Source organism: Priestia megaterium, from assembly GCF_046599315.1.
Classification (GTDB): domain Bacteria; phylum Bacillota; class Bacilli; order Bacillales; family Bacillaceae_H; genus Priestia; species Priestia megaterium_F.
Map to the genome: position 1 here is coordinate 43,602 of NZ_JBKIKC010000016.1, position 26,399 is coordinate 70,000.

Here is a 26,399-nt window from a genome sequence, read left to right on the forward strand (position 1 = left end):
TTAGACGCGAAAGTGAGAGAGGTAGGAATGTTAAAATCATATTAAAAGTGTTAAGATATTGTAAATAGGAGGCTTAAGGTTATGTTTAAACATTTGTCTCGTTCTTTGCCAATGCTGGTAGCGTATGGGCTGCTTAGCGTTTTTTTATACAGTGTTGTTATGGTTAATGTATCAAATGACACAAAGATGTTGTTTGACTGGGCCCAAATCCATACAGGTGGGTTTGTAGTGTTAATAGGGGGAGGCTCACTTGTTTTATGGGCGCTCACTTTCTATTTGCTACTTCGATTTAATAAGAGAGAGAGAATACAAGGTTCGCAGTGGTATGCAATTTTTACGGCAATTGTGTTTTCAATTGCGGTAGCAGCCATTTCTGCTATGGTTTTTGTTATATATCATATTGATATACATAATCCAGGCAAAACAATAGAGTGGATGCAAGCATATCCTGAACGCTATCTTTTTACGGTATTTTTACTTTCGCTGTTAACACTAGCGATCATTATGCTAGTGGGGGAAGCTTATTTAGGAGCTGGGATTACCTTTGTTCTGTATTTTATTTTGGCTCTCGTAAATTATTATAAAAAAATCTTTCGAAATGAACCATTGTTCCCGAACGATTTTATTCAGGCGAGTCAGTTAAAAGAAGTTATTCCGATGATTAAAGATTCTATTTCGATTCCTATTGTAATAGGAGTTATTGGATCTATTGTCGTATTGATCGCTTTTTGGTTTTTCTTGCCGAAAATTAAAATTCGATGGTTTCTTCGAATTATTATGATTCTGCCGCTTATCTTTTTAATGAAATCATTTTTATTTTTTGAACATTCATTTGCTCAAAAATATTATGATCAATATGCTGCGCTGATGCCTTGGAATCAGCAAAATAATTATTACTATAATGGACCTGTTATTGGCATGATTTCAAATGTTAAAACAGATGTGCTGCAAGAGCCAGATGACTACTCACAAGAAGCAATGGCCAAAGTGGCAAAGCGCATTCAGTCAAAGGAAGAGAAAACCCCAGAAAGCAAGACTGAGGTCAAACCAAACGTTGTGTTTGTGATGAACGAAACATTCTGGGACCCAACAAAGCTTAACGTGACGTTCTCTGAAGATCCAATGAAAAATACAAGAGAACTTCAAAAGAAATATCCTTCTGGATGGTCTTTAAGTCCTTCATTTGGCGGGGAAACAGCTAATGTGGAGTTCGAAGCGCTGACGAGCTACTCTTTATCTTTCTTTAACCCTGGAGGCCTTCCTTATCAGCATGTATTGAGTAAAAAAGAATATCCATCTTTTGTTTCTTATTTAGAAAAACAAGGCTATGCTACAACAGCCATGCATCCAAATAGCGGCATGCTTTATATGAGACAAAATGTATATCCAAATTTGGGATTTGATCAAGTGAAGTTTATTGATGAAATGAAGCATAGGCAAAAAGATAACAAAGAATTTGTTTCTGATGAAGCGGTAGTGGATGAAGTACTCGATACGCTTCGTCAATCGTTACAGCCTGCATTTGTGCATGCTGTAACGATTGCAAATCATCTTCCTTACTCAGCAGATAAGTATAATGGTCAAGAAACAATTAAAGTAACTGGTAAAGGATTATCACCGGAAATGCAAAAGGAAATTGAAATTTATGCTGAAGGCATTAAACGTTCAGATGCTGCTTTAAAACGATTGAACGATGAAATTCAAAAGCTGGACGAGCCGACAATTGTAGTGTTTTGGGGAGATCATTTGCCAGCGCTTGGACAAAATCTTCAAGCTTACAAAGAAACAGGCTTTGGGGACGAGAAAACGCAGCAAACATCTCAGAAATTTTATGAGACGCCGCTCTTGTTTTTATCTAATTACGATACAAAAATAGATAAAAATCTTGGTACGATGAGTCCAATTTATATTGCTCCAACGCTTGTTCAATCTCTTGGTTACAAAAGTAATCTGTTCTATAATCAGTTGAATCAAATGAAAATAGAAGTCCCGGCTTTTCGTTCGAATATGTATATAGATTCAAAAGGAAAGCTAGTGGATGATCCGGCAGCGCTGTCTAAAAAGGCTGCACAAGATCTTCAAGATTACCATGAAGTTGAGTTTGATACATTATCTGGGAAGCAGTACGAAACCAATAAGTTGTATAAATAAAAATAAAAACTCCTTTTAGATAAAAGGAGTTTTTGTTTTTTTAGTTTTTAAGGTTGTACTAAAAAATAATTCATGTATAATATTTTAAGGTTAAAAGTAAACTTTAAGTTAAGTAAAACAAAACTTGAGTTTGAAACAGCATGAACATTCATTCATGCTGTTTACTAATTTTAAATACAGTTGAGGATCGAGAGTATGGAAATAGGAAAGAAAATTAAAAATTTACGATTAAAAAAAGGTTTAACACAAGAAGAGCTAGGAGAACGTACGGATTTAAGCAAAGGCTATATTTCGCAGCTAGAGCGCGATTTAAGTTCGCCTTCCTTAGAAACATTTTTTAGTATTTTGGAAGTGCTAGGGTGCGAACCGAAAGAATTCTTCGAAATTGATACACATGTTCAAAAGGTTGTGTACAAAGAGGAAGACTACACGAGTTATTGCGAAGATGAAAAAGGTTACCATATTCAGTGGCTTGTACATGAATCAAACGAAAAAGAAATGGAGCCAATTCGTCTTATTCTTCATGAAAAAGGTGCATTTAAGAGATTTGAGCCTTCTCTTTCAGAAACATTTGGCTACGTTTTGCGCGGATGTGTGAAGGTGAAGCTTGGAGGCAGAATATATGAAGCCAAGCAAGGAGAAACCATCTATTTTCAAGCTTCTGAAGAACATCAGATTTTAAATGCTCATGACGGGATTACAGAATTAATTATTGTGGCGACAGAGTCTTATTTATAGAACAAAAGAGGTGAAGTGAAATGACATCTATGAATACAATTATTCAATTTGATAGTGTGACCAAGCAATATGATAATGATTCAGTTGTATTGGATCATGTAAGCTTTGAAATTGAAAAAGGGAAGTTTTATACCCTCTTAGGTCCATCGGGATGTGGAAAGACAACAATTTTACGATTAATTGCAGGCTTTACGGAAGCCTCGAGCGGAACGATTTATTTTAATGGGAAAAGAATTAATGATGTTCCCGCTAACAAACGTCAGGTTAATACGGTTTTTCAAGACTACGCGCTTTTCCCGCATTTGAATGTATTTGAAAATGTAGCATTTGGTCTTCGAATCAAGAAGATGAAAAATGCTGATATTACAATAAAAGTTAAAGAAGCCCTTCGTTTTGTTAACTTAGAAGGATATGAAAACAGAGAAATAAAAGAAATGTCAGGCGGCCAAAGACAGCGTGTAGCAATTGCACGAGCAATTGTAAACCAGCCTGAAGTCATTTTGCTGGACGAGCCGCTTTCAGCTCTTGATCTAAAATTGCGTACGGAGATGCAGTACGAGTTAAGAGAGTTACAGCGCCGTTTAGGTATTACGTTCATTTTTGTTACGCACGATCAAGAAGAAGCGCTTGCGATGTCCGATGAAATCTTTGTTTTGAATAAAGGAAGAATTCAGCAGAGCGGGGAACCTACAGATATTTATGACGAGCCAATTAATCGTTTTGTTGCGGATTTTATTGGTGAATCTAATATTGTACCAGGTAAAATGATTGCTGACTTCTTAGTAGAGTTTGGCGGCCAGCAATTTGAATGTGTGGATCAAGGATTAAACCAAGATGAGCAGGTTGAAATTGTGATTAGACCTGAAGATTTAGCCATTACAAGCTCCGATCAAGGAAAGCTGCAGGTTCGTGTAGATTCACAGCTGTTTAGAGGAGTCCATTATGAAATTTTAGGCTATGACCATGCGGGGAATGAGTGGCTCGTTCACTCTACGAAAAAAGCAACGGTTGGCGAAGAAATTGGTTTATATTTTGAACCTGAAGCTATCCATGTTATGCGGTTTAATGAAACGGAAGAAGAATTTGATAAGCGACTTGAAGGTTATGAAGAGGACTACCATGCAAACTAAATCAAGAAATATCTACTTAGTACCGTATGTGTTATGGATTTTGCTTTTTGTAGTTGCTCCCATTGTATTAGTTGTCTATTATTCTTTCTTCAGCATCGATAATGAGCTGACGCTTGAAAATTATAAGAAATTTTTCAACCCTGTTTATTTACAGATGACGCTGAGTTCATTTTGGTATGCTTTTTTAATTACGTTATTTTCCTTGGTTTTTTCATATCCCACAGCTTATTTATTAACGAAGCTTAAGCACAAGCGACTTTGGCTCCTACTAATTATTTTACCTACGTGGATTAATCTATTGTTAAAAGCCTATGCTTTTTTAGGAATATTTGGCACGTACGGTACGGTTAATAAGTTTAATGAATTTCTAGGACTTGGCACTCATCAAATTTTATTTACTGACTTTAGTTTTGTATTTGTATCGGTGTATATCTTTATTCCATTTATGATTTTGCCCATCTTTAACTCTTTAGAGGAACTGAACCCTTCGCTTATTTATGCTTCGCGAGATTTGGGAGCATCTTCATGGGTAACATTTAAGCGTGTAGTATTTCCACTGACGCTAGAAGGGGTAAAATCAGGTTGTCAGGCTGTTTTTATTCCAGCACTTTCACTCTTTATGATTACGCGTTTAATTGCTGGAAACCGCGTCATTACACTAGGAACAGCGATTGAACAACATTTTTTAGTGACGCAGGATTGGGGTATGGGAGCCACAATAGCCGTCTTTTTAATTATTGCCATGGCCGTTATGATGCTCATAACAGGCACCGGAAAGAGAGGTGTGTAAAATGAAGAGAAAGTGGAAGTTCAGCCACCTTTATTTATTTTTTGTGTTTTTCATTTTATACGCGCCTATTTTTTATTTAATGTATTACTCTTTTAATAGCGGAGGAAACATGCGTGGATTTGAAGGATTCACGTTAGATTGGTACAAAGAAGTGTTTCAAGACACACGTTTGCTCATTATTGTATTGAATACTTTAATTATCGCACTATTGTCTTCGGTTATTTCAACTATTATTGGTGTGATAGGAGCACTTGCTATCGTATACGTGAAGCGCAGACGTATTCAAAATACGCTTTTAACATTTAATAATGTGTTAATTGTTAGTCCAGATGTTATTATCGGCGCATCTTTTTTAATTCTATTTACCATTATTGGCGTAAAGCTCGGGTTTGTATCGGTATTATTAGCGCACATTGCATTCAGTGTACCGATTGTGGTTATCATGGTTCTGCCTAAGCTGCAGGAAATGAGCCCGACACTGCTTGATGCAGCCCGTGATTTGGGCGCAAGCCGCTTCGAAGTACTGTCGAAAGTGGTATTGCCGTTCATTCGTCCAGGTATCTTTGCAGGCTTTTTTATGGCTTTAACTTACTCTTTGGATGACTTTGCGGTTACGTTCTTTGTGACGGGGAACGGTTTTTCTACGCTTTCAGTAGAAATATATTCGTTAGCAAGAAGAGGGGTATCGCTGAAAATCAATGCTCTTTCTACTCTTATTTTCATGTTTACCGTGCTGATTGTGATTGGTTATTACTTTATCAGTCAACGAAATAGCAATAAAGTGAAAGGGGTGGCGACTGGAAAATGAAGCAATTAGCAAAACCGTTTATCTTCATCGTCATCCTTTCTTTAGTTCTTATGTATGTGGTTCATCATTTGAACAATGCCGAAGGATACTCTGGAGGAGATACGCTGACTGTCTATAATTGGGGAGATTATATTGATCCTGATTTAGTGAATCAGTTTGAAAAAGAAACCGGGATTAAAGTTATCTATCAGACCTTTGATTCGAATGAAGCAATGATGACCAAAATTGAACAAGGAGGTACGACATTTGATATTGCTGTGCCTTCTGAGTACGCGATTAGCAAGATGCGTGAAGAAAATTTACTATTGCCAATCGATCATTCGAAGCTGCCTAATTTAAAATACATTAATCCGCGTTTTTTAGACTTATCTTTTGATCCTGGCAATAAGTACTCTATCCCTTATTTTTGGGGAACTGTAGGCATTGTTTATAACTCTGATATGATTCATGGTAAGAAGATGAAGAGTTGGAATGATTTATGGGATCCTGAGCTAAAAAATCAAATTTTACTTGCAGATGGCGCTAGAGAAGTGATGGGTATGGGGCTAAATAGCTTAAACTATTCATTAAATGATATGAACAAAGCTCATCTTCAAGAAGCAAAAAGAAAGCTTGATACATTAACACCAAACGTAAAAGCCATTGTAGGAGACGAGATTAAGATGCTCCTAGCAAATGAAGAAGCGGCAATTGGCGTTGTTTGGTCAGGTGACGCTTCTGAAATCATGAGTGAAAATGATAAGCTGAATTATGTTGTTCCAGAGGAAGGTTCGAATTTATGGTTTGATAACATGGTTATTCCAAAAACGGCTAAAAACATAGAAGGTGCACATAAATTCATGAATTTTATGCTAGATCCTAAACACGCTGCTCAAAATGCAGACTATGTGGGCTATTCTACGCCTAATAAAAAAGCATTAGACTATTTGCCGAAAGAAGTAGCGGAAGATGAACGTTTTTATCCTAATGAGGAACTAACAAAAAAGCTTGAAGTATATAATAACTTAGGTAAACGAATGCTTGCTTATTACAATGAATTATTTTTAGAATTTAAAATGCACCGTAAATAAAAGGAACTTAATTAGGTCTTTATACGTGAGTTCTTTATTGTTTTTGTAAATTCAGTTGCGTGATAGCAAGAGGAAAGATAAAATACAAACGAGTAAAGCTAATAACATTTATTTTATGTTATTAGCTTTTTTATTTGTAAAAACGGGAAAGATAAGAAAAAATTGAATGTTCTATTATTCATCTAGAATTTATATTTCACATTATATAGGAGAGAAAAAGTGAAGCAAAAACAAAAGCAGCATATTCAATCCATTTATTTTTTACGATTATTTGCTATGATGATGGTTGTGCTCGTACACGTAACAGCAGCATATGCAACGATACTGCCATTTGCAAGCGAAGCTTATCAAAAATATCATTTTCTTAACCGAATTGTTCGTATTGAAGCAGGGATCTTTATTGTTATCACAGGTTTAGTTTTCTTTTATAGTTATATTAAAAAGCCGTTAACAAAGGCTTTATGGAAAACGTACTATGCTCGAAGAGTGACGTATATTTTGGTCCCTTATGTTATTTGGGCACTTATTTATGAATTTTATTCATACTATGTGGGAGCAACAGAATTAAATGCAGCTGACATTGTGAAACGTATTTTGCGCGGAGAGTCTTACTATCAACTTCATTTTATCTTTTTAATTGTACAAGTATATCTCGTGCTGCCGATTTTTGTATGGTTAGCACAGAAAGTAACCATTTTTAAAAAATATATGTGGCTGTTTGGCATTATCATTCAGCTTGGTTATTTAATGCTTAACAATACGTATCATATCACCTCATTTAATTTATTTTTAAATACGATGGCTACGTTTTTACTTGGTGGTTGGATTGGCATTTATTATCGCGAACAAGTGGATAAAAAGTACAGTCGTTCGAATATTGTATTATTCCTGGTGACGCTTGGATCGGGAATAGCTATTTCATTGTTAAATTATCACCTATACACAATGAAGACAATTCAAATTTCAGGCTTTACGTATGAGGCTGTTAATACGCTTTATCTGGTCGCAGGAAGTTATTTCTTCTTCCGAATTGCAGAGATATTAGCTGAGAAGCTTTCTGTGAAGTCCGTGACGATTGTTAAAAATATTGCCATGTACTCTTTTGGATTTTACTTGATTCATCCAATGGTTTTAAATTTTGTGGCAAAAGCAGTACCAATACAGGGCAACTATATGTTTCACTTTGAAATCTTGGCACGCTATATTTTAACGTTAGCGGGCTGTTACCTTATCATTTGGGGATGTCATCGTCTTCTACCATTTGCTAGCTTCTTGTTTGGTAAACTGCCAAAAGAAGCGGTATTCATTTACCGACGTCCTAATCATTAATAGAATTTAGTTAAAAGTTATGCCTGCTTGCAGGCATAACTTTTTTGTAAAGTATAAGAGATGATAACACAGTAGTTTTAAACTATTTTTAAAAGTGACATGCTAAGATAATGATTATTTAGGTAATCACAAAAGGGGGAATCTGATATGCGTGTACTTGTGCATCAGATAGAGTAGTTATATAACCAGTTGCATAAATACTTCCAATGGCTACGCTGGATGCAGCAATCATCTTCTTTCTCATTTTACTCATGTTTGTTGAACCTCCTGATTTATACCAGAGCTATAATTTCGATTATTGATGGTTATCTTTAGCATAAATAAACTTTACAAATAAACTTTTAAAAAAGATTTAAAATCAAAAAACTTTTTTAAAACAAATGAGCCAAAGGAAAAGGTAATTCTAAATAATAAAGGTAGGCGATGGAATTTCTTTCACAAGCCTAGCTATTTTGACATACGTAATAATAGTTAATATTTCTGTTTACTATCTAAACGTGCATGATAAAATAGAAAAGATGAATATGTGTTAGGAGGAACATCAGTGAAAATTAAGCTTGGCCTTTTATACGGAGGAAAATCCGCTGAACATAAAGTATCTTTACAAACAGCTCTAGCAGTTTCAAAAGCAATTAATCACGATAAATATGAAGTGCATCCAATTTACATTACAGAAACAGGAAAGTGGATTCGCGGCACACAGTTGACTGGTCCGCTTGAAACAGTTGCTCAATTAGAAATTCAAGATAACGGAACTGCTATTTCACCAGTTTCGTTGAATACGGAAATGTTTGCATTAACAGATTCAAAAACGGATGATCAACTAGATGTTATTTTCCCACTTCTTCACGGTCCAAATGGAGAAGATGGTACGGTACAAGGATTATTAGAATTATTGAATATTCCTTATGTTGGAAACGGTGTGTTAGCTTCAGCAGCTGGTATGGATAAAGTTGTAATGAAGCAGCTGTTTGCGCAGGCAGGTCTGCCTCAAGTAGAGTACGTATCATTTATCCGCCGCGAATGGGAAGCAGATCGAACGGCTGCTTATGAAAAAGTAGAAACGCTTGGATACCCTTGCTTTGTTAAACCAGCAAACTTAGGTTCAAGCGTTGGGATTAGCAAATGTGATAACCGTGAAGAGTTAGAAGCGGCATTTGTTGAAGCCTTTTTATTCGACCGAAAAATTATTGTAGAAGCAGCAGCAATTGGTCGTGAAGTTGAAATTGGTGTATTAGGAAATGATGAAGCAGCTTGTTCGGTAGTTGGAGAAATCTTACCTAAAAAAGCGTTTTACGATTACAAAGCAAAATATGAAGATGGCGATACAGGTCTTATTATTCCAGCTGAAATTACAGAAGAACAGCATCAAGAAATGTCAGAACTAGCAATCAAAGCATTTAAAGCGATTGATGGATCTGGTCTTGTACGTGCAGATTTCTTCTTAACATCAGAAGGTAAATTTATCATTAATGAAGTTAATACGATGCCTGGTTTTACACCCTTCAGTATGTTCCCGTTATTGTGGAAACACGCAGGTGTTGAATATCCAGATTTAATCGAAAAACTTGTGTCATTAGCAATTGAACGTCATACCGAAAAGCAGCAAATTAAACACACAATGTAACTAACACAACACTATTCATCATGGATAGTGTTGTGTTTAGTTTCGAGTAACGTTATCTATAGTTTACTTTATGTCGAGAGGAGAAAACCAACAATGATTAAACGTACGCTTACACAGCTAGCTACAATGATTCCAGGAAGTGTATTTCATAGCGGGAACGAAGCAGCTGTAATTGAGGGAGTCTCAATTGATACGAGAACAATTCAGCAAGGTAATTTATATATCCCAATCAAAGGGGAACGTTTTAACGGGCATGCATTTGTCGATAAAGCAATTGAAAACGGAGCGGTCGCTACACTGTGGAACAAAGATGAAGAAAATCTACCTACAGACATTAGTGTTATTTTAGTCGATGATACGCTAGAAGCCCTTCAACAATTAGCGAAGTCCTATCGTCATGAATTAGATATTAAAGTAGTGGGCATTACAGGTAGTAACGGAAAAACAACGGCAAAAGATATGGTGAAAGCTGTGCTCGATACGACCTATCGTGTGCTGAAAACAGAAGGAAACTTCAATAACCATATCGGCATGCCGCTTACTATTTTGCGTTTAGATGAAACTCATGACATTGCCGTTTTAGAAATGGGCATGAGCAGCCGAGGAGAAATTGAGTTTCTTTCTACTTTAGCGGAGCCTGATGTAGCCATTATTACAAATATCGGAGAATCGCACCTTCAAGACTTAGGAAGTCGTGATGGAATTGCGGAGGCAAAATTAGAAATTACAAGCGGGTTAGCGCCAACAGGTCAGCTTGTCTATAATGGTGATGAGCCCCTTTTAACGTCACGCGTAGTTGATCCAGTATTTGAAACGGTGACATTTGGTAGCTCAGAACAAAACGATCTGTATCCAAGTGCCATTTCGGCTGAAGAGTTAGGAACAACATTCACTGTTTCACGTGAAACAACACATTCATTCTTTATCCCGGTATTAGGTAAACATAACGTTCACAATGCGCTTTCTGCTATTGCAGTAGGTCATTACTTTGGACTAGATAATGAAACGATTGCTAAGGGATTAAAAGAATTAAAGCTAACAAATATGCGTATGGAGCTTGTGAAACGAACTGATGGCCTGACGTTCATTAATGACGCATACAACGCAAGTCCAACGTCGGTTAAGGCTGCTATCACATTGATGCATGATTTAGAAGGATATAAGCAAAAAATTCTTGTCCTTGGGGATATGCTTGAATTAGGTGATCAGGAAAAAGAGTTCCACAAAGAAGTGGGAGAGTTTATTCAAGCAGAAAAAATTGATTATGTTCTAACCTACGGCCCCTTATCTGTTGAAATTGAGCAAGGAGCAAAAAATAATTTTGCAGAAGATAAGGTAATGCACTTTGAGGAGAAAGATGAGCTTGTTAAAAAATTAACAGCGATTACAACAAGAGAAGATGTGGTTTTAGTAAAAGCATCTCGAGGAATGAAGCTTGAAGAAGTTATCATAAAAATGATGCATAAATCAGAGTGATATTAAAAAGAGTATAAGTAAGCTCTATTGCAAACGGAAAGCCATAGTGTTATGATGTAGTCTGAGTGTCTTGAGGCGCTTATACTCTAAACGTTGAATTTATTGAAGTAGTCGTTTAGAGCATTTTCCGTTTCCTCGGAGAATGCTTTTTTTTGTAAAATATAGATAGTCTAAATATAAAAGGAGTTTGAAAAACTTGGCATTATTTCAAGATTTAGGATTAAGTCAACAGCTTAATAAAGCTGTGAGTAAAATGGGTTTTGAAGAAGCAACACCAATTCAATCAGAAACTATCCCATTAGCACTAGAAGGTCACGATTTGATCGGACAAGCACAAACAGGAACAGGGAAAACAGCAGCATTTGGTATTCCTCTTATTGAAAAAGTTGATGTAAACGTAGATGCAATTCAAGGGTTAATTATTGCTCCTACTCGTGAACTTGCTGTACAGGTATCTGAAGAACTTTACAAAATTGGTCAAACAAAGCGTGTACGCGTGCTATCAATTTACGGTGGTCAAGATATCAGTCGTCAAATTCGCGCATTGAAAAAGCATCCTCATATCATCGTAGGGACACCAGGACGTATGTTAGATCATATTAATCGTCGTACACTTCGTCTACAAGATGTTCATACAGTTATATTAGATGAAGCAGATGAAATGTTAAACATGGGATTCATCGAAGACATTGAAAAAATCTTATCAAACGTACCTGAGAACCACCAAACACTTTTATTCTCAGCAACAATGCCTACTCCAATCCGTCGCATTGCTGAAAAATTCATGAACGAACCAAAAGTGGTAAAAGTAAAAGCAAAAGAAGTAACGATGCCAAACATTACGCAGTATTATTTAGAAGTACAAGAAAAGCGTAAATTTGATATCCTTACTCGTCTTTTAGATATGCAATCACCTGAATTAGCTATCATCTTTGGTCGTACAAAACGCCGTGTTGATGAGTTATCAGAAGCATTAAATATGCGTGGTTATTCTGCACAAGGTATCCACGGTGACTTGACGCAATCAAAGCGTCTATCTGTATTACGTCAATTCAAAGAAGGTTCTATTGATGTATTAGTTGCAACGGACGTAGCTGCACGCGGACTTGATATTTCTGGTGTTACTCATGTATACAACTTTGATATCCCTCAAGATCCAGAGAGCTATGTACACCGTATCGGACGTACAGGACGTGCTGGTAAAATGGGTGCTGCCATGACATTTGTAACGCCAAGAGAAACTGGACAGTTACACAACATTGAGCGTACAACAAAACGTAAAATGGAGCGTATGACTCCTCCAACGCTTGATGAAGCAATGGAAGGCCAACAGCGTATTGCAGCTGACAAATTAACAGAATCTGTGACACAAGGCAACTTATCTTACTACAAACAGTTGGCAGAAGAGTTACTTGAAGAGCACGATTCAGTTTCATTAGTGGCAGCGGCAATCAAATTATTTACAAAAGAACCAAATGAATCACCAATTCAATTAACTGCTGAACCACCGGTAATTGCAAAAGGTGATAAAAACAAACGTGGAAATGGCGGAGGTCGTTCACGTTCTAACTCTAAAAACTACTCACAGCAAAACCGTCGTGGAAACTCAAAGCGTTTTGGTGACAAACGTCGCGGTGGAAACAACGGTAGTGATAATAGAAATCGTAATAGCAGCAGCAATCGTAAAGATTCTCGCAGCAAAGCGTAAGACAAAACGAGCCTTAACAGGCTCGTTTTTTTTGTGTTAATTGCTATTTTATTGGTGCACACTATGAGTAAAATAAAATGGGGTGTTCACCGATGTCAACCATTGTTCGGTTAGGTTATGTGGCGATGAGCGTTCATTTGGAAAATAGTTCTCCTTCCCAAACAATGACCTTTGCGCAATTTCAGCGTGTGAAAGATCATGAAGCGGCTATTCGTAAGCTTGAACGTATCGCAGTATCCAACTTAGAAAACTGCTTGCGATTATTAAAACATAACGTGTGGAGTGAAATTGAGTTTTTTCGATTCAGTTCTAAGTTAATTCCATTAGCAAACCATGAAGCGTTAAAGGAATGGAATTACATAGCTCCTTTAAAAGATGCGCTTGAGCGTATTTCTGTATTTTTAAAAGAGCATCCAATGCGAGTAGATTTTCATCCGGATCATTTCGTTGTTTTAAATTCAACGGATAAAGAGGTTTTTAAGCATTCTATACAAACTCTTCGCATGCATCAAAAGTTGCTAAAAGGAATGGATATTCAGCTTCGCAACCGCTGTGTTTTACATGTTGGAGGAGCCTATAACGATAAAGAAAAAGCACTGGAGCAGTTTATTCATAACTGGGGGCTTGTACCTCAATCCATTCAGCAAATGATTATGCTAGAAAACGACGATACAACCTTTCATATAAAAGATGTCTTGTATTTATGCGAAAAACTAAATGTCCCAATCATTTTCGATCTTCATCACCATCAGGCAAACAACGATGACACCCCCTGGCAAGAGCATTGGGATCGTATCATTAGAACGTGGGAATATGAAACGCTTCCCCTCAAAATGCATATATCTAGTCCGAAAAGTGATAAAGAATTTAGAGCTCATGCAGATTGCATCGATGTGAAGGGATTTTACAGCTTTTTAAAAGAAGTAAATGGAACGATACCGCAAATTGATTGTATGATTGAAGCTAAGAAAAAAGATGAAGCACTCTTTCAGCTAGTAAGAGATTTAAAGTCTTATGAAGATGTGGAGTTTATTAATTCCTCCACTTTCTATATTAAATCCTAAGGCAGGCATCATATCTGTGGCTTGGTTTTCTGTTTGAACACAAGAAAAGCAAGAAGAAATCCAGCAATACCTCCGCCAAAATGAGCTGTATTGTTTGTTCCAGGTGTTAGCAGACCTGAAAGTAATCCAATAATTAAAAAGATTACAATGATTTGCTGGTTGCTTTTAGAAAGCATATGCTTTTGTTTTATTACAAGATAGAGGTAAAACCCAAGCAGCCCAAAAATGGCACCGGATGCACCCACATGGCTATAAAAAGAAGATTGGGTTAGAAATGTAACGATATTTCCAAGCAATCCACACGTAAGATAGAATAGAAGAAACTTATAAGAAGAAAGAATACGCTCAGCACCAGGTCCTAACAAAAACAATGAAAATGAGTTAAAAATAAGGTGTGAAAAGCCTAGATGCAAAAAAATAGGTGTAAGAAGTCGCCAGTAGTCTCCTTGAGAAATTAAGCTATTCACACCAATAAGCTGATGTATAAAAGATTGTGCAAGGTGTAAGGGAAGAGCGGCAAGTAACCATAGCGCAATGTGGATGCAGATAAGCGTGAATGTCATAGGATAAAAACGTTTAAATTCAGCTGCATTTTCTGTGCGTACGAACATATTTGTCACTCCTTTTTATAAAGGCATTTTTATATACTATTCTATAAGAGAGGATTAAATGAAAATGATTATAGGAACTGGAATTGATATTACAGAATTAGAGCGAATTGAAAAAATGGTGCAACGTCAAAGCGCTTTTATTACTCGGATTTTAACAAAAAATGAAAGAGAACGCTATGAAAAGCTATCAAGTCGACGCAAGATCGAATTCTTAGCGGGAAGATTTGCTGTGAAAGAAGCATATTCGAAAGCTCTTGGAACAGGAATAGGAAAAGATTTCAGCTTCCAAGATATCGAAATTGTAAATGATGAAAGAGGAAAACCAGGCATTGTTACAAAAGAACCACTTGATGCGTCTATACATGTATCTATTTCACACAGTGCGCACTATGCGATTGCTCAAGTAATTATTGAACGCTTGTCAAGCTAGTCTGCATATTCACTATTTCTTGTTCATATATTCATAGTGTGGATAGGGGAGACAAGATATGTTCTTGCTTCTCCGTTTAGCTGTGAATATACGAAATAAAGGAGTTGGGGAAATGCATAAAAAATGGATTGGCTTATTTGTTTGCGCCTTTTTTCTCTTAGCCTTATCAGCATGCGGTGAAAAAAGTCAGCAGGATGTAACAGATGCATTGGATGCCAAGGTACAAGAAATGACGGGGTATAAATCAGATGCTAAGATGACATTGAATACAGGCAAAGATGCTCAAGTATACGATGTAGAGATTTGGCATAGTAAGCCTATGTATTATCGAGTAAATTTGAAGAATACAAAGAAAGATCAAAGCCAAATGATCTTACGTAATGATGAAGGGGTTTTTGTCTTAACGCCTGCCTTAAATAAAAGCTTTCGTTTTCAAAGCGACTGGCCGCAAAATAGCAGTCAAGCTTACTTATATGAATCCCTTGTCCAAGACATTGTGAAAGATGAAAAAGCAAGTTTTAAGTCAACGGATAAGCATTATATTTTTGAGACAAAAACCAACTACCAAAATAGTACAATGCTTCCTAAACAAGAAATTACGCTGAACAAAAGTGACTTAGCGCCTGTTTCAGTTAAAATTATGGATACGGATAATAAAGTGTTAATAAAAGTTGATTTCTCTAAGGTGAAATTCGATTCTAAGTTTGATAAAGGGGCTTTTGATACAAAAAGAAATATGACAAGCGCGAAGATTGACGTTCCGACACTAGCTCAGCAAAAATCATTTAGCGTCCTTTACCCTGAAGATATTCCAAAAGGCACAAAGCTGTCCAAAGAAAAGAAAATCGAGACGGAAAATGGAGAGAGAGTCGTTTTAATGTATAAAGGAGAAAAACCGTTTACTCTTGTACAAGAAAAATCGCAAATAGCTAAAACAGCAACATCTACAGTTGCTGCCGGAGAGCCATTTGATTTAGGATTTACTGTGGGAGCTCTAACGGATAAAAGTCTATCTTGGACATATAATGGAGTAGACTTTATGCTGGCTTCTAATCAGCTAACACCAGATGAATTGAGTACAGTTGCTAGGTCTGTGCAAAGTCAGATGGGAAAATAAGAGAAGCTTACAAGCCTGCATATATGTAGGCTTGTTCTTGCTTAATTTGAATAAAGATCGAGATGAAGTTTGGCTATAGATGTATTATACTAACAGAGGAAAGTACGTTTAGAATGGTTCTGAAAAAAGGAAGTGTCGTAGTAATGGATGCATTTTATAGAGAAACATGGGCAGAAATTGATGTAGAAGCCATTTTTCAAAATGTGAATCATGTAAGAGGACTTATACCAAGGCATAAAACGTTAATAGCCGTAGTAAAGGCGAATGCTTACGGACATGGAGATAAAGAAGTAGCAGAGATTGCGCTTAAAGCTGGCGCTGATATGCTAGCTGTAGCTTTTTTAGATGAGGCTATTGCTCTTCGAAAAAAAGGGATAAAGGAATCTATTTTAGTATTAGGGGCCGTGCCTATCCCATACATTCAAACAGCATTGGAGTGGGATGTAACTGTCACTGCTTATAGCAAAGCTTGGATTGAAGAAGCATCGTCCATTTTAGGTGCAGACAGTCAGTTGAATATGCATTTAAAAATAGATACAGGCATGGGGCGCCTGGGAATTAGAACAAAAGAAGAATTACACGAAGCGATGAGTATCATCACTTCTCATTCAGGATTTGTGCTGGATGGAGTGTTTACACACTTTGCAACAGCAGACGAGCTAAACTCGGCTTATTTTGAAGAACAATACACACTTTTTGAAGAAATGGTTCGAATTGTGAAAGAACATAGTCTTACACCTCTGATGATTCACTGTGCAAACAGCGCAGCTTTGCTTCGTCGTCCGAAAGATATCTTTAATGGCGTACGCTTAGGTATCTCAATGTATGGCTTGAGTCCATCTGAAGAATTAAAAGAAGTCTTGCCAATTCCGCTAAAACAAGCTTTTTCGCTGCACAGTCGCATTGTGCATGTTAAAAAAGTCAAAAAAGGGAGTCATATTAGTTACGGAGCTACTTATGAAGCCGGAGAAGATGAGTGGATCGCCACTGTCCCAGTAGGATACGCAGACGGGTGGATTCGTAAATTAAGTAATTTTGAAGTGCTAGTAGATGGAGTTAAAGTGCCAATTGTTGGAAGGATCTGCATGGATCAATTGATGATTAGATTACCTAAAATGTATAAATTGGGTACAAAAGTAACATTTATTGGGAAACAAAAAGACGTTGAAATTACCATCGATGAAGTAGCAAAGCATCTTGAAACAATTAATTATGAAATCCCTTGCATGATTGCAGCAAGGGTTCCGAGGGTTTATACAAAAGATTCGCAGCACATTCATATTAATAATTATATCTTACGCTGAATATACATCTTCCTGAGTCAACATAAAAAGCCTGCGAACAAAAGACAATAAAATAATAACTTCTATGCATAAAAGAGGGTATCAATTGACGATAATAGTGTAGAAATTGACAGAATTAACTTTCCATTAAAGCTAATCAATGTTATGATAAGGAAAGATGAGACTATTGGTGTGTGTATTGATGTTGGAGGTGTATGTTTGTGTCTGAAGCGAGCGCAACTACAGAAATCCTAGTAAGATTACCGAAAAATTTAGTATCGGAGCTCGATCTTATGGTTAAACAAGAAAATGGCAACCGAAGTGATTTTATTCACCAAGCAACAAAATTGTACCTTCGTGAGCGCAAAAAACGCCATATTCGCGAATCAATGAGACGTGGATATATGGAGATGGCAAAGATAAACTTAAATATTGCTTCCGAGGCTTTTCTAGCAGAGTATGAAGCTGATCATACTGTGGATCGTTTAGTAAGCGGGGGGTAATGACTTGGTAGTCAAACGTGGCGACGTTTATTTTGCTGACCTATCTCCTGTTGTTGGCTCAGAACAAGGAGGCGTTCGCCCTGTACTTGTCATTCAAAATGATATAGGCAATCGTTTTAGCCCAACTGTTATTGTAGCTGCGATCACTGCTCAAATTCAAAAGGCAAAGTTACCTACGCACGTTGAAATTGATGCAAAGCGCTATGGATTTGAGCGAGATTCAGTTATTTTACTAGAACAAATTCGTACTATTGATAAACAGAGGCTAACAGACAAGATTACCCATTTAGATGATGAAATGATGGACAGAGTGGATGAAGCCTTGCAAATCAGTGTAGGACTTATCGACTTTTAGAATTATACTTCCATTTATGCTAAGTTGCTCCTTTATGAGCAACTTTTTTAATTTGACTAGGAATAATCAGTAAACGTATATTGTAATAAGAAACGTTTTAAAAATGATAACATATATAGATGTAAATGAGTGTATTGACTCACAAGGAGGGCCTCATGAATCAAGATTTATTCAATTATATACAAAATCATAAATCAGAAATTTTTGATCGATGGCTAGTGTTAATGAATGACGTGGAAACAGAGCGGATTAAAAACATTGTGTCCGAGCAAGTGTACGTAAATGTGAGCTCTGATTTTGTAAATTTACTTTTGGCAAAAGCATTCCGCGATCAAGAAAATTTTGCAGAGGAACTAGAGGAAGTAGTAGGACGAGTTGTGAGTTTAGGATGGCCTCTTGCTTATTTGACGCAGGGTGTACGTAACTTGGGTCATGTGGTTGTTGAAGGGTATGTAAACAGTGAGCATGCAAAGGCTGACCAAACTCATTCTGAATTATTCTATCGGTTTGACAAGTGGTTAAGTCCTATTTATAACAAAATAGTAGAACAATACTCCAACTCGTGGGAAAATACAGTTATGTTGCAAAAAGTGGCACTTCAAGAATTGTCCGCTCCATTAATACCGGTATTTGATAAAATTACAGTAATGCCGCTTGTGGGAACAATTGATACTGATCGAGCAAAGAAAATTATGGAAAACTTACTACAAGGTGTCGTAAAGCACCGATCAGAGGTTGTATTAATAGATATTACCGGAGTACCAGTAGTGGACACGATGGTTGCCCATCATATCATTCAAGCTGCTGAAGCCGTACGCTTGGTTGGAGCTAAGTGTTTGTTAGTAGGAATTCGTCCGGAAATTGCTCAGACTATTGTGAACTTAGGTATTAACTTAAACGAAATTATTACGAAAAACTCATTGAAAAAAGGTATAGAGTTTGCGTTAGAAATGACTGAGCGGAAAATAGTTGATATAGAATCGGAGGAATAAACGTGAGAATACCCATTTTGAAATTGTACGACTATTTATTGGTATCTATTCAATGGGAGCTGGATGATCAAACGGCTATTCAATTCCAAGAAGATTTGCTAAGTAAAATTCATCAAACTGGAGCAAAAGGAGTAGTAATTGATCTAACTTCCATTGATATGATCGATTCATTCATCGCAAAAGTGTTAGGTGACGTGGTTAGCATGTCTAATTTGATGGGGGCCAGAGTAGTATTAACAGGTATCCAGCCTGCAGTAGCTATTACACTTGTTGAGTTAGGGATTGGCCTAAACGATGTTCTTACTGCACTCGATTTAGAAAAAGGTCTTGAGAAACTCCAATCGGAATTGGGGGATTAGTATATGGAATTCCAATCCAGCGTAAAAATCGTAACAGAATGGGACATCGTAGCGGCACGGCAATTAGGTAGAAATGTGTCGAAAGAGCTAGGGTTTGGAACAGTTGACCAAGCTCGTATTACAACCGCCATTTCTGAATTAGCTCGTAATATTTACCTATATGCGGGTAAGGGTCAAATCTATATTGAAAAATTAAATCGTGGAGGAAAAAACGGTCTTCTTGTCGTAGCAACAGATGAAGGGCCAGGTATCCCCGACGTTCGCAAAGTAATGGAAGATGGATATTCAACATCGGGTGGACTAGGAGCTGGGCTTCCTGGGGTAAAACGGTTGATGGATGAGTTTGACATCGAAACAAATGTCGGAGAAGGTACTGAGATTAAAGCAGTTAAGTGGCTCCGGTAGGAGGAAATAGATAATGTCTTTTGATAAAGAGATGAGAGATTTATACAAAGATATTTTGGGGAACTATATCCAAACACAAAATGAACAAATTTTGTATCAAGGACAAAAACTAAGTAGAAAATCTTTAGAAAATGAAATATCCCCAGAAGATATTGTAAGCATTCATAAAGAAGTGATTGAAGAAATTTATTCTGATATTCCAGACAAAGTGCTGCATTCTTTAGATTTTTTACTTGAGGTAATGATTAGCTACGGTCTTGCTCTTCGTGAGCATCAAACGTTAAAAAATAAACAGCGGGAGCTTCGTTCTGAAATCGAAGTTGCCGCTAACGTTCAGCAGACGCTGTTAGGGACAAAGGTTCCAGCTAGTTCAACTTTAGAAATTGGTGCGATTAGCGTACCGGCTAAACAGATGAACGGAGATTATTTTCACTTTGTAGAAGAAGAGCACGGTGGGTTAAGTATTGCCATTGCCGATGTGATTGGAAAAGGAATTCCAGCTGCAATGTGTATGTCTATGATTAAGTATGCAATGGACAGCTTACCGGACTCAAGAAAAAATCCAAGTTACGTATTAGAGAACTTGAATAATATTGTAGAGCGAAACGTAGATCCAAGTATGTTTATTACAATGTTCTACGGAAGCTATAATCCTGAGACAAACTTATTTGCTTATGCATCTGCAGGGCATGAGCCAGGTTTTTATTATGATGCCAAAGCTGATTCATTTGAAGACTTGGAAGCAAAAGGGCTCGTATTAGGAGTCGATCGCCATGTGAAATATCTTCAGTACGAGCAGCAGCTTTCAAAAGGCGATATGATTGTTTTGTTAACAGATGGTGTAACAGAATGCAGAACTGAAGAAGGATTTATTGAAAGATTGGACATCATAAAATTAATTCGAAAATACATGCATTTGTCTCCTCAAGAAATTGTAGAATCTGTATACAAAGAGCTGGAAAAATTACAGCATTTTCAATTGAGGGATGATTTTACATTGATTATTTTGAAGAGTTTAGTTTAAGTATTCTAAATAAGGGTACAGAAAAGATAGTACAAAACTAGAGGGGAGTCTACTAATACGATGAATTTAAAAATAGATATACAGAAGGACGGTCAAGCATATCGTATTAAGCTGGCTGGAGAGATTGACGCATATACAGCACCTAAGTTAAAAGAAAAGTTCATGGAAATTACTGAACATACTGAACCGGAAATTATAGTTGATTTAACTGATGTATCATATATGGATAGTACAGGACTGGGTGTATTTATTGCATTGTTAAAAGCCAATAAGAAAAATAACGGCTCTTTAAAATTTGTTGGTGTATCAGAGCGCATCAAGCGCTTATTTGATATTACGGGCCTTACAGACATTTTAAATGTGAATTCACAAGTAGAAGGTGGCGTAAAATGAAACAGCCTTATGACTTTGTTGAGATGAAGATTCCTGCTAAGCCAGACTATGTAGCAATTATTCGGCTAACGCTATCTGGCGTAGCGAACCGGATGGGTTTTTCTTATGATGAAATTGAAGATATGAAAATTGCTGTCAGTGAGGCGTGTACAAATGCTGTACAGCATGCTTATAAAAGTGAAGAAAATGGTGAAGTTAAAGTAGGTTTTGGTTTATTTGATGACCGTTTAGAAATCATGGTGGTCGATAAAGGTGAAAGTTTTAATTTTGAAGAGCTTAAGGAACATATAGGACCTTATGAAACGTCAAAAGAAGTTGAATTTCTTCCTGAAGGTGGACTCGGTTTATATTTAATTGAAACACTAATGGACGAAGTGAAAATGGTGAATTCAAAAGGCGTAACGCTAATGATGACTAAGTATGTGCAAAGAGAGCAGGTGGAGAGTGATGAAAACACAGTCTCAACCTATGAAATTAACTAAAGAACAGGTTCAGGAACGAATTGAGCGCTTTCAAAAAACACAGGATGAAGAAGCACAAAGTGATCTAGTAGTACATTACAAGAACCTTGTTGAATCTATTGCACGTCGTTATTCAAAAGGCAGAAGCTTACATGAAGATATTGTGCAGGTAGGGATGCTAGGACTGTTAGGAGCTATTAGAAGGTATGATGCTTCATTTGGAAGAAGCTTTGAATCGTTTGCTGTTCCTACAATCATTGGAGAGATTAAGCGATTTTTACGTGATAAAACGTGGAGTGTTCACGTACCGCGTCGCATCAAAGAATTAGGTCCTAAAATTAAAGCAGCTGTTGAAGAGCTAACAACCCGTTTGCAGCGATCTCCTCAAGTGAAAGAAATTGCTGATCATATCGGAGTAACAGAAGAAGAAGTTTTAGAAACGATGGAGATGGGACAAAGTTATCAAGCGTTGTCTGTTGACCATTCTATTGAAGCAGACTCTGATGGCAGCACTGTGACAATTCTTGAATTAGTAGGTGAACAAGAGTCGGGTTATGAGAAAACTGATCAGCGCTTAGTGTTAGAAAAAATTCTTCATGTATTAAGCGATAGAGAAAAAGAAGTTATTCGCTATACATTTATTGAAAATCTGAGTCAAAAAGATGCCGGTGAGAAGTTAGGAATTTCTCAAATGCACGTATCTAGACTGCAAAGAAGAGCCCTTGATAAGCTAAGGACTGCAGCTCGCTCAGATTCTAACGATTCGGAGTACATGTCGTGATGACAGTAGATCCCAATACAAAGTCGATTCAAACTCATATATACCAAGAGCCAAAGCAAGGGAATGTTTGTTGTGGAGATAGTTACTATGTCAAAGAAACGGATGATTATTTTCTATGTGCAGTGGCAGATGGATTAGGAAGTGGTGAACAAGCCAAAGCTGCTTCTGTAGCTGTTACTGATGTAGCAAAAGCTCATCACCATCTAGATGTAGATGAAATAATTTCTAAGTGCAACAAAGCTACTCGACATACCAGAGGTGCGGCAGTGGCTATTTTGAAAATTGATAAAAAAAATAATGAATTTCATTATACAAATGTAGGTAATATCCGCTTTTATCTGTATTCTCCAGAGGGGAAATTAACGTACCCTCTGCCAATTCAAGGTTTTTTATCAGGGAAAATTCAAAAGTTCCGCACACAAACCTTCCCATATGACTCTGGTTCTAAATTTTTGATTCATACAGATGGCTTAGAATTAAAAGAGATTAAATCTGTTTTTGCCAACTCAATGAATGTCGATCAATTGTCGACTCGGCTACAGGCAGCAATTCGATCTCATAATGATGATATTACGTATATCGCTGGCCATCTTCCAACTGCATAGCCTTTCTTTTTAGCTCACATGTGTTATTGCATGTGAGTTTTGTTACAATAGAGACAAAGTTTCTTTTAGGTAGGAGGATAAGTTGTGTCTGTTGCAATGAAATCAGATAATCAAATTGTTCAACGCGTAAGTAAAGAGGTAGAGATTTCACAAAAACAAGTACAAAATGTAATTGCCTTAGTAGAAGATGGTAATACAGTTCCCTTTATTGCTCGGTATAGAAAAGAACAAACTGGTGCTTTGGATGAAGTTCAAATCCGTAATATTTTAGATTCCTGGAACTACTTAGTGAATTTAGAGGAGCGCAAAGAGGAAGTTCTTCGATTAATTGAAGAGCAAGGGAAATTAACTGAGGAACTAGCTGCTCAAATTCATGAAGCGAAGAAATTGCAGCAAGTAGAAGATTTATACCGCCCTTTTAAGCAAAAAAGACGTACAAAAGCAACCGTAGCAAAAGAAAAAGGTCTTGAAGCATTAGCACAGTGGCTACTAAGTTTTCCACGTTCTGACGTGAAGAATGAAGCGCAAACATACATAAATGAAGAAGCGGGAGTTCAATCTTCTGACGAAGCTATTCAAGGAGCCTTAGACATTGTAGCGGAGCAAATCTCTGACGAGGCATCTTACCGTCAATGGATTCGTACGACCACTGTAAAAGATGGCATAATTGTTACTTCAGTCAAGGATCCCGAAAAAGATGAAAAGAACATCTATGAAATGTACTATGAATATACAGAAGCGGTAAAGCGCATTGTTCCTCATCGTATTTTAGCTATGAATAGAGGAGAAAAAGACGGTATTTTAAAAGTGAGTATTGACGCGCCTACAGATCGTATTCTTTCATATTTACATAAACAAGTAATCAAGAAAAGAGACTCTTCAGCTGAAGAGTATATCATCTCAGCTATAGAAGATGCCTATAAACGCTTAATAGAACCATCTATTGAGCGCGAAATTCGTAAAGAGCTGTCAGAAAAAGCAGAAGAAAGAGCCATTCACATCTTTTCGGAGAACTTACGAAAACTGCTTCTTCAACCTCCATTGAAAGGAAAAGTGGTATTAGGAGTGGATCCGGCTTTTCGAACGGGCTGCAAATTAGCTGTAGTAGATGAAACAGGCAAGGTATTGAAAATTGATGTTATTTATCCACACCCTCCTGTAAGAAAAACAGCTGAAGCACAAAGTAAACTAAAGAAAATATTTGCTGAATACCCCATTGAAGTAGTGGCAATTGGAAATGGAACGGCATCTCGCGAAACGGAACAATTTGTAGCGGATATTCTTAAAGAAATTGAAAATCCAGTTTATTATCTGATTGTGAATGAAGCGGGTGCAAGCGTATATTCGGCTTCTGATGTTGCTAGAGAAGAGTTTCCAGATTTTCAAGTAGAAGAGCGAAGCGCTGTATCGATTGCCAGAAGACTGCAAGATCCGCTGGCTGAACTTGTGAAAATTGATCCCAAATCGGTAGGGGTAGGGCAGTATCAGCATGATGTGTCTCAAAAACAATTAAATGATTCACTGACTTTTATCGTAGAGACAGTAGTAAACCAGGTAGGAGTAAATGCAAACACAGCTTCTGCTTCGCTTCTACAATATGTTGCAGGTCTAAATAAGGCAGTTGCTCAAAATATTGTAAAGTATCGGGATGAAAATGGAAAATTCTCTAACCGAAAACAGTTAAAGAAAATCCCGCGTCTAGGTGCTAAAACGTATGAGCAGTGTATTGGATTTTTACGTATTGTAGAAGGTGAGGAACCTTTAGACAGAACGGGTATCCATCCTGAAACATATGGAGACGTTAAAAAGCTTTTAAAGAAAGCGGAAGTGAAAGAGACTGAGCTGGGAACCGAGAAAGTAAAGGAAGCATTAAAACATATTTCTTTACCCGAAATATCGGAAGAATTAAGTATAGGAGAGCTTACTTTAAAAGATATTATAGAAGCGCTCGTAAGACCGGAAAGAGATCCTCGTGATGAACTGCCAAAACCTTTGCTCCGTCAGGATATTTTAAAGTTAGAAGACCTAGCGAAAGGTATTCAGCTCGAAGGTACCGTACGAAATGTCGTAGACTTCGGAGCGTTTATCGATATAGGAGTTAAACAAGATGGTCTAGTCCATATTTCCAAGTTAACCAATCAGTATGTTAAGCATCCTCTTGATGTCGTTTCAGTAGGGGATCTGGTTAATGTGTGGGTAGAAGACGTAGACATGAAAAAAGGAAGAGTCGCACTTACGATGATTCCCCCTCATCAATAATAAAAATGCCTTTTCAGATTTCTTGAAAAGGCATTTTTATTTGTAAAAAGAAGTGATTTAAGAAGCGGAATTATTTTTTTGATAAAAAAACCAACATTGATTGAGCAATTTAATTTGTGCACGGTCTTTTTCAGAATAAGCGCGCCTCATTTGTTTTTGTAGCCAGATTGGCATAGGGACAATCACTCCTTTTCATTTATGATAAAGTGATTAGTGAGTATGTAATGAAGTGTATGCCCAAAGAGCTAGTCAGGTGATTTTTATACAGTAGAGGAGTATAGAAAATGAATGATAAAGATTTGCAAATACTTGTAAAAGAAATTTCGTTAAAGTTGTTTCATAAACCATTTCGTCATGAAGCAACGTTTAACTCTCGTTTACGTACGACAGGTGGAAGGTATTTATTACGTACATCTAATATAGAGGTAAACTATAAATACTTTGAACAATATGGCAGACAAGAAATAGTAGAAATTATTAAACATGAGCTCTGTCACTATCATTTGCATATTGAGGGGAAGGGGTATAAGCATGGAGATCAAGAATTTAAAAGACTAATGAAAGAAGTAGGAGCCCCCCGGTTTTGTCAGGCATTGAAAAAAGAAAGTGATGGAAAGAAAAAAGAGCACATATATGTATGTATGCAGTGTAATCAAAAATATGTTCGGAAAAGAAAAGTGGACACGGTTAAATATGTTTGTGGAAAGTGTAGAGGTAAATTAAAAAAAATGTAGAAGATGCTTGACTAAAATAGATTAATTATGATAAATTTATAAAGCCGTCTCAAATAAACGGTAAAGAAATTACAAAAACGTATTGACATTATATATAATGTCGATTACAATGTAAGAAGTCTGATAAACATTATTCCACAGTAGCTCAGTGGTAGAGCTATCGGCTGTTAACCGATCGGTCGTAGGTTCGAGTCCT

At 36.9% G+C, this 26,399-nt stretch carries 29 protein-coding genes and 1 tRNA gene (1 of these 30 only partly in view); 27 read left to right on the plus strand and 3 right to left on the minus strand.

Going from position 1 to position 26,399, the window contains the following annotated elements:
• Positions 1 to 81: 81 nt before the first annotated feature.
• From ACLHDF_RS26810 to ACLHDF_RS26840, 7 genes are all read left to right on the plus strand, one after another.
• Positions 82 to 2,151: an LTA synthase family protein gene (locus ACLHDF_RS26810; RefSeq protein WP_413921564.1), complete on the plus strand. Its 2,070-nt coding sequence runs from the start codon at positions 82 to 84 to the stop codon at positions 2,149 to 2,151.
• 195 nt (positions 2,152 to 2,346) lie between these two features.
• Positions 2,347 to 2,889 carry a helix-turn-helix domain-containing protein gene (locus ACLHDF_RS26815; protein ID WP_413921565.1) on the plus strand — a complete coding sequence of 181 codons (543 nt, stop codon included), beginning with the start codon at positions 2,347 to 2,349 and terminating at the stop codon, positions 2,887 to 2,889.
• A gap of 20 nt (positions 2,890 to 2,909) precedes the next feature.
• On the plus strand, positions 2,910 to 4,019 hold the full coding sequence (locus tag ACLHDF_RS26820; protein ID WP_413921566.1) for an ABC transporter ATP-binding protein: 1,110 nt from the start codon (positions 2,910 to 2,912) through the stop codon (positions 4,017 to 4,019).
• Positions 4,009 to 4,809 (plus strand): ABC transporter permease, encoded by an 801-nt coding sequence (locus ACLHDF_RS26825; RefSeq protein WP_413921567.1) that lies wholly within the window; start codon positions 4,009 to 4,011, stop codon positions 4,807 to 4,809. Before ACLHDF_RS26820 ends, ACLHDF_RS26825 begins: the two co-directional genes overlap by 11 nt.
• 1 nt (position 4,810) lies before the next feature.
• Complete coding sequence (locus ACLHDF_RS26830; RefSeq protein ID WP_413921568.1) at positions 4,811 to 5,617, plus strand: ABC transporter permease; 807 nt, start codon at positions 4,811 to 4,813, stop codon at positions 5,615 to 5,617.
• Positions 5,614 to 6,687, plus strand: a complete 1,074-nt coding sequence (locus ACLHDF_RS26835) for an ABC transporter substrate-binding protein (RefSeq protein ID WP_413921569.1) — start codon at positions 5,614 to 5,616, stop codon at positions 6,685 to 6,687. The genes ACLHDF_RS26830 and ACLHDF_RS26835 overlap by 4 nt, the downstream gene beginning before the upstream one ends.
• 219 nt (positions 6,688 to 6,906) lie before the next feature.
• Complete coding sequence (locus ACLHDF_RS26840; RefSeq protein WP_413921570.1) at positions 6,907 to 8,016, plus strand: acyltransferase; 1,110 nt, start codon at positions 6,907 to 6,909, stop codon at positions 8,014 to 8,016.
• A 118-nt stretch (positions 8,017 to 8,134) separates the two neighbouring features.
• Here ACLHDF_RS26840 and ACLHDF_RS26845 read toward each other — a convergent pair whose 3' ends face one another.
• Positions 8,135 to 8,269 carry a hypothetical protein gene (locus ACLHDF_RS26845; protein WP_413921571.1) on the minus strand — a complete coding sequence of 45 codons (135 nt, stop codon included), beginning with the start codon at positions 8,267 to 8,269 and terminating at the stop codon, positions 8,135 to 8,137.
• Between the two features lie 291 nt (positions 8,270 to 8,560).
• Between ACLHDF_RS26845 and ACLHDF_RS26850 the strand changes: the two genes are divergently transcribed.
• The 4 genes from ACLHDF_RS26850 (at position 8,561) to uvsE (ending at position 13,891) form a co-directional block, all read left to right on the plus strand.
• Positions 8,561 to 9,643 carry a D-alanine--D-alanine ligase gene (locus tag ACLHDF_RS26850; RefSeq protein WP_413921572.1) on the plus strand — a complete coding sequence of 361 codons (1,083 nt, stop codon included), beginning with the start codon at positions 8,561 to 8,563 and terminating at the stop codon, positions 9,641 to 9,643.
• 93 nt (positions 9,644 to 9,736) lie between these two features.
• A complete protein-coding gene (locus ACLHDF_RS26855) occupies positions 9,737 to 11,119 on the plus strand; it encodes a UDP-N-acetylmuramoyl-tripeptide--D-alanyl-D-alanine ligase (RefSeq protein WP_413921573.1) in 1,383 nt (460 codons plus the stop codon).
• Positions 11,120 to 11,315: 196 nt separating this feature from the next.
• Positions 11,316 to 12,827 (plus strand): DEAD/DEAH box helicase, encoded by a 1,512-nt coding sequence (locus tag ACLHDF_RS26860; protein ID WP_413921574.1) that lies wholly within the window; start codon positions 11,316 to 11,318, stop codon positions 12,825 to 12,827.
• A gap of 92 nt (positions 12,828 to 12,919) precedes the next feature.
• Positions 12,920 to 13,891 carry a UV DNA damage repair endonuclease UvsE gene (uvsE, locus tag ACLHDF_RS26865; RefSeq protein WP_413921575.1) on the plus strand — a complete coding sequence of 324 codons (972 nt, stop codon included), beginning with the start codon at positions 12,920 to 12,922 and terminating at the stop codon, positions 13,889 to 13,891.
• A gap of 8 nt (positions 13,892 to 13,899) precedes the next feature.
• Here uvsE and ACLHDF_RS26870 read toward each other — a convergent pair whose 3' ends face one another.
• Positions 13,900 to 14,502, minus strand: coding sequence for a rhomboid family intramembrane serine protease (locus ACLHDF_RS26870; protein ID WP_413921576.1), 603 nt, complete (start codon positions 14,500 to 14,502; stop codon positions 13,900 to 13,902).
• Between the two features lie 64 nt (positions 14,503 to 14,566).
• Here ACLHDF_RS26870 and acpS point away from each other — a divergent pair, with 64 nt between their 5' ends.
• From acpS to ACLHDF_RS26940, 14 genes are all read left to right on the plus strand, one after another.
• Entirely contained in the window at positions 14,567 to 14,932 is a 366-nt protein-coding gene (acpS, locus tag ACLHDF_RS26875) for a holo-ACP synthase (RefSeq protein ID WP_413921595.1), read from the plus strand.
• A 58-nt stretch (positions 14,933 to 14,990) separates the two neighbouring features.
• Positions 14,991 to 16,049, plus strand: coding sequence for a LolA family protein (locus ACLHDF_RS26880; RefSeq protein WP_413921577.1), 1,059 nt, complete (start codon positions 14,991 to 14,993; stop codon positions 16,047 to 16,049).
• A 113-nt stretch (positions 16,050 to 16,162) separates the two neighbouring features.
• Positions 16,163 to 17,353: an alanine racemase gene (alr, locus tag ACLHDF_RS26885; RefSeq protein WP_413921578.1), complete on the plus strand. Its 1,191-nt coding sequence runs from the start codon at positions 16,163 to 16,165 to the stop codon at positions 17,351 to 17,353.
• 200 nt (positions 17,354 to 17,553) lie between these two features.
• The gene (locus ACLHDF_RS26890) at positions 17,554 to 17,835 is read left to right on the plus strand and encodes a CopG family ribbon-helix-helix protein (protein WP_013055003.1); all 282 of its coding nucleotides are present in this window, start codon (positions 17,554 to 17,556) and stop codon (positions 17,833 to 17,835) included.
• Between the two features lie 4 nt (positions 17,836 to 17,839).
• Positions 17,840 to 18,190: a type II toxin-antitoxin system endoribonuclease NdoA gene (gene ndoA, locus ACLHDF_RS26895; RefSeq protein WP_013055004.1), complete on the plus strand. Its 351-nt coding sequence runs from the start codon at positions 17,840 to 17,842 to the stop codon at positions 18,188 to 18,190.
• A 155-nt stretch (positions 18,191 to 18,345) separates the two neighbouring features.
• Positions 18,346 to 19,182 (plus strand): RsbT co-antagonist protein RsbRA, encoded by an 837-nt coding sequence (locus ACLHDF_RS26900; protein WP_413921579.1) that lies wholly within the window; start codon positions 18,346 to 18,348, stop codon positions 19,180 to 19,182.
• A gap of 2 nt (positions 19,183 to 19,184) precedes the next feature.
• On the plus strand, positions 19,185 to 19,541 hold the full coding sequence (locus ACLHDF_RS26905; protein ID WP_013055006.1) for an STAS domain-containing protein: 357 nt from the start codon (positions 19,185 to 19,187) through the stop codon (positions 19,539 to 19,541).
• Positions 19,542 to 19,544: 3 nt separating this feature from the next.
• Positions 19,545 to 19,946 (plus strand): anti-sigma regulatory factor, encoded by a 402-nt coding sequence (locus ACLHDF_RS26910; protein WP_013055007.1) that lies wholly within the window; start codon positions 19,545 to 19,547, stop codon positions 19,944 to 19,946.
• 13 nt (positions 19,947 to 19,959) lie between these two features.
• Positions 19,960 to 20,970 carry a PP2C family protein-serine/threonine phosphatase gene (locus ACLHDF_RS26915; protein WP_413921580.1) on the plus strand — a complete coding sequence of 337 codons (1,011 nt, stop codon included), beginning with the start codon at positions 19,960 to 19,962 and terminating at the stop codon, positions 20,968 to 20,970.
• A gap of 60 nt (positions 20,971 to 21,030) precedes the next feature.
• Positions 21,031 to 21,363, plus strand: coding sequence for an anti-sigma factor antagonist (locus tag ACLHDF_RS26920; protein ID WP_013055009.1), 333 nt, complete (start codon positions 21,031 to 21,033; stop codon positions 21,361 to 21,363).
• Entirely contained in the window at positions 21,360 to 21,845 is a 486-nt protein-coding gene (gene rsbW, locus ACLHDF_RS26925; protein ID WP_413921581.1) for an anti-sigma B factor RsbW, read from the plus strand. The genes ACLHDF_RS26920 and rsbW overlap by 4 nt, the downstream gene beginning before the upstream one ends.
• Entirely contained in the window at positions 21,811 to 22,605 is a 795-nt protein-coding gene (sigB, locus tag ACLHDF_RS26930; RefSeq protein WP_413921582.1) for an RNA polymerase sigma factor SigB, read from the plus strand. The genes rsbW and sigB overlap by 35 nt, the downstream gene beginning before the upstream one ends.
• Positions 22,605 to 23,210: a PP2C family serine/threonine-protein phosphatase gene (locus ACLHDF_RS26935; protein WP_413921596.1), complete on the plus strand. Its 606-nt coding sequence runs from the start codon at positions 22,605 to 22,607 to the stop codon at positions 23,208 to 23,210. Before sigB ends, ACLHDF_RS26935 begins: the two co-directional genes overlap by 1 nt.
• Before the next feature lie 96 nt (positions 23,211 to 23,306).
• On the plus strand, positions 23,307 to 25,469 hold the full coding sequence (locus tag ACLHDF_RS26940; RefSeq protein ID WP_413921597.1) for a Tex family protein: 2,163 nt from the start codon (positions 23,307 to 23,309) through the stop codon (positions 25,467 to 25,469).
• Positions 25,470 to 25,526: 57 nt separating this feature from the next.
• Here ACLHDF_RS26940 and cmpA read toward each other — a convergent pair whose 3' ends face one another.
• Positions 25,527 to 25,643, minus strand: a complete 117-nt coding sequence (gene cmpA, locus ACLHDF_RS26945) for a cortex morphogenetic protein CmpA (protein WP_413921583.1) — start codon at positions 25,641 to 25,643, stop codon at positions 25,527 to 25,529.
• A 110-nt stretch (positions 25,644 to 25,753) separates the two neighbouring features.
• Here cmpA and ACLHDF_RS26950 point away from each other — a divergent pair, with 110 nt between their 5' ends.
• Positions 25,754 to 26,203, plus strand: a complete 450-nt coding sequence (locus ACLHDF_RS26950) for a SprT family protein (RefSeq protein WP_413921584.1) — start codon at positions 25,754 to 25,756, stop codon at positions 26,201 to 26,203.
• 134 nt (positions 26,204 to 26,337) lie between these two features.
• Positions 26,338 to 26,399, plus strand: a tRNA-Asn gene (locus ACLHDF_RS26955) (it continues 13 nt past the right edge of the window).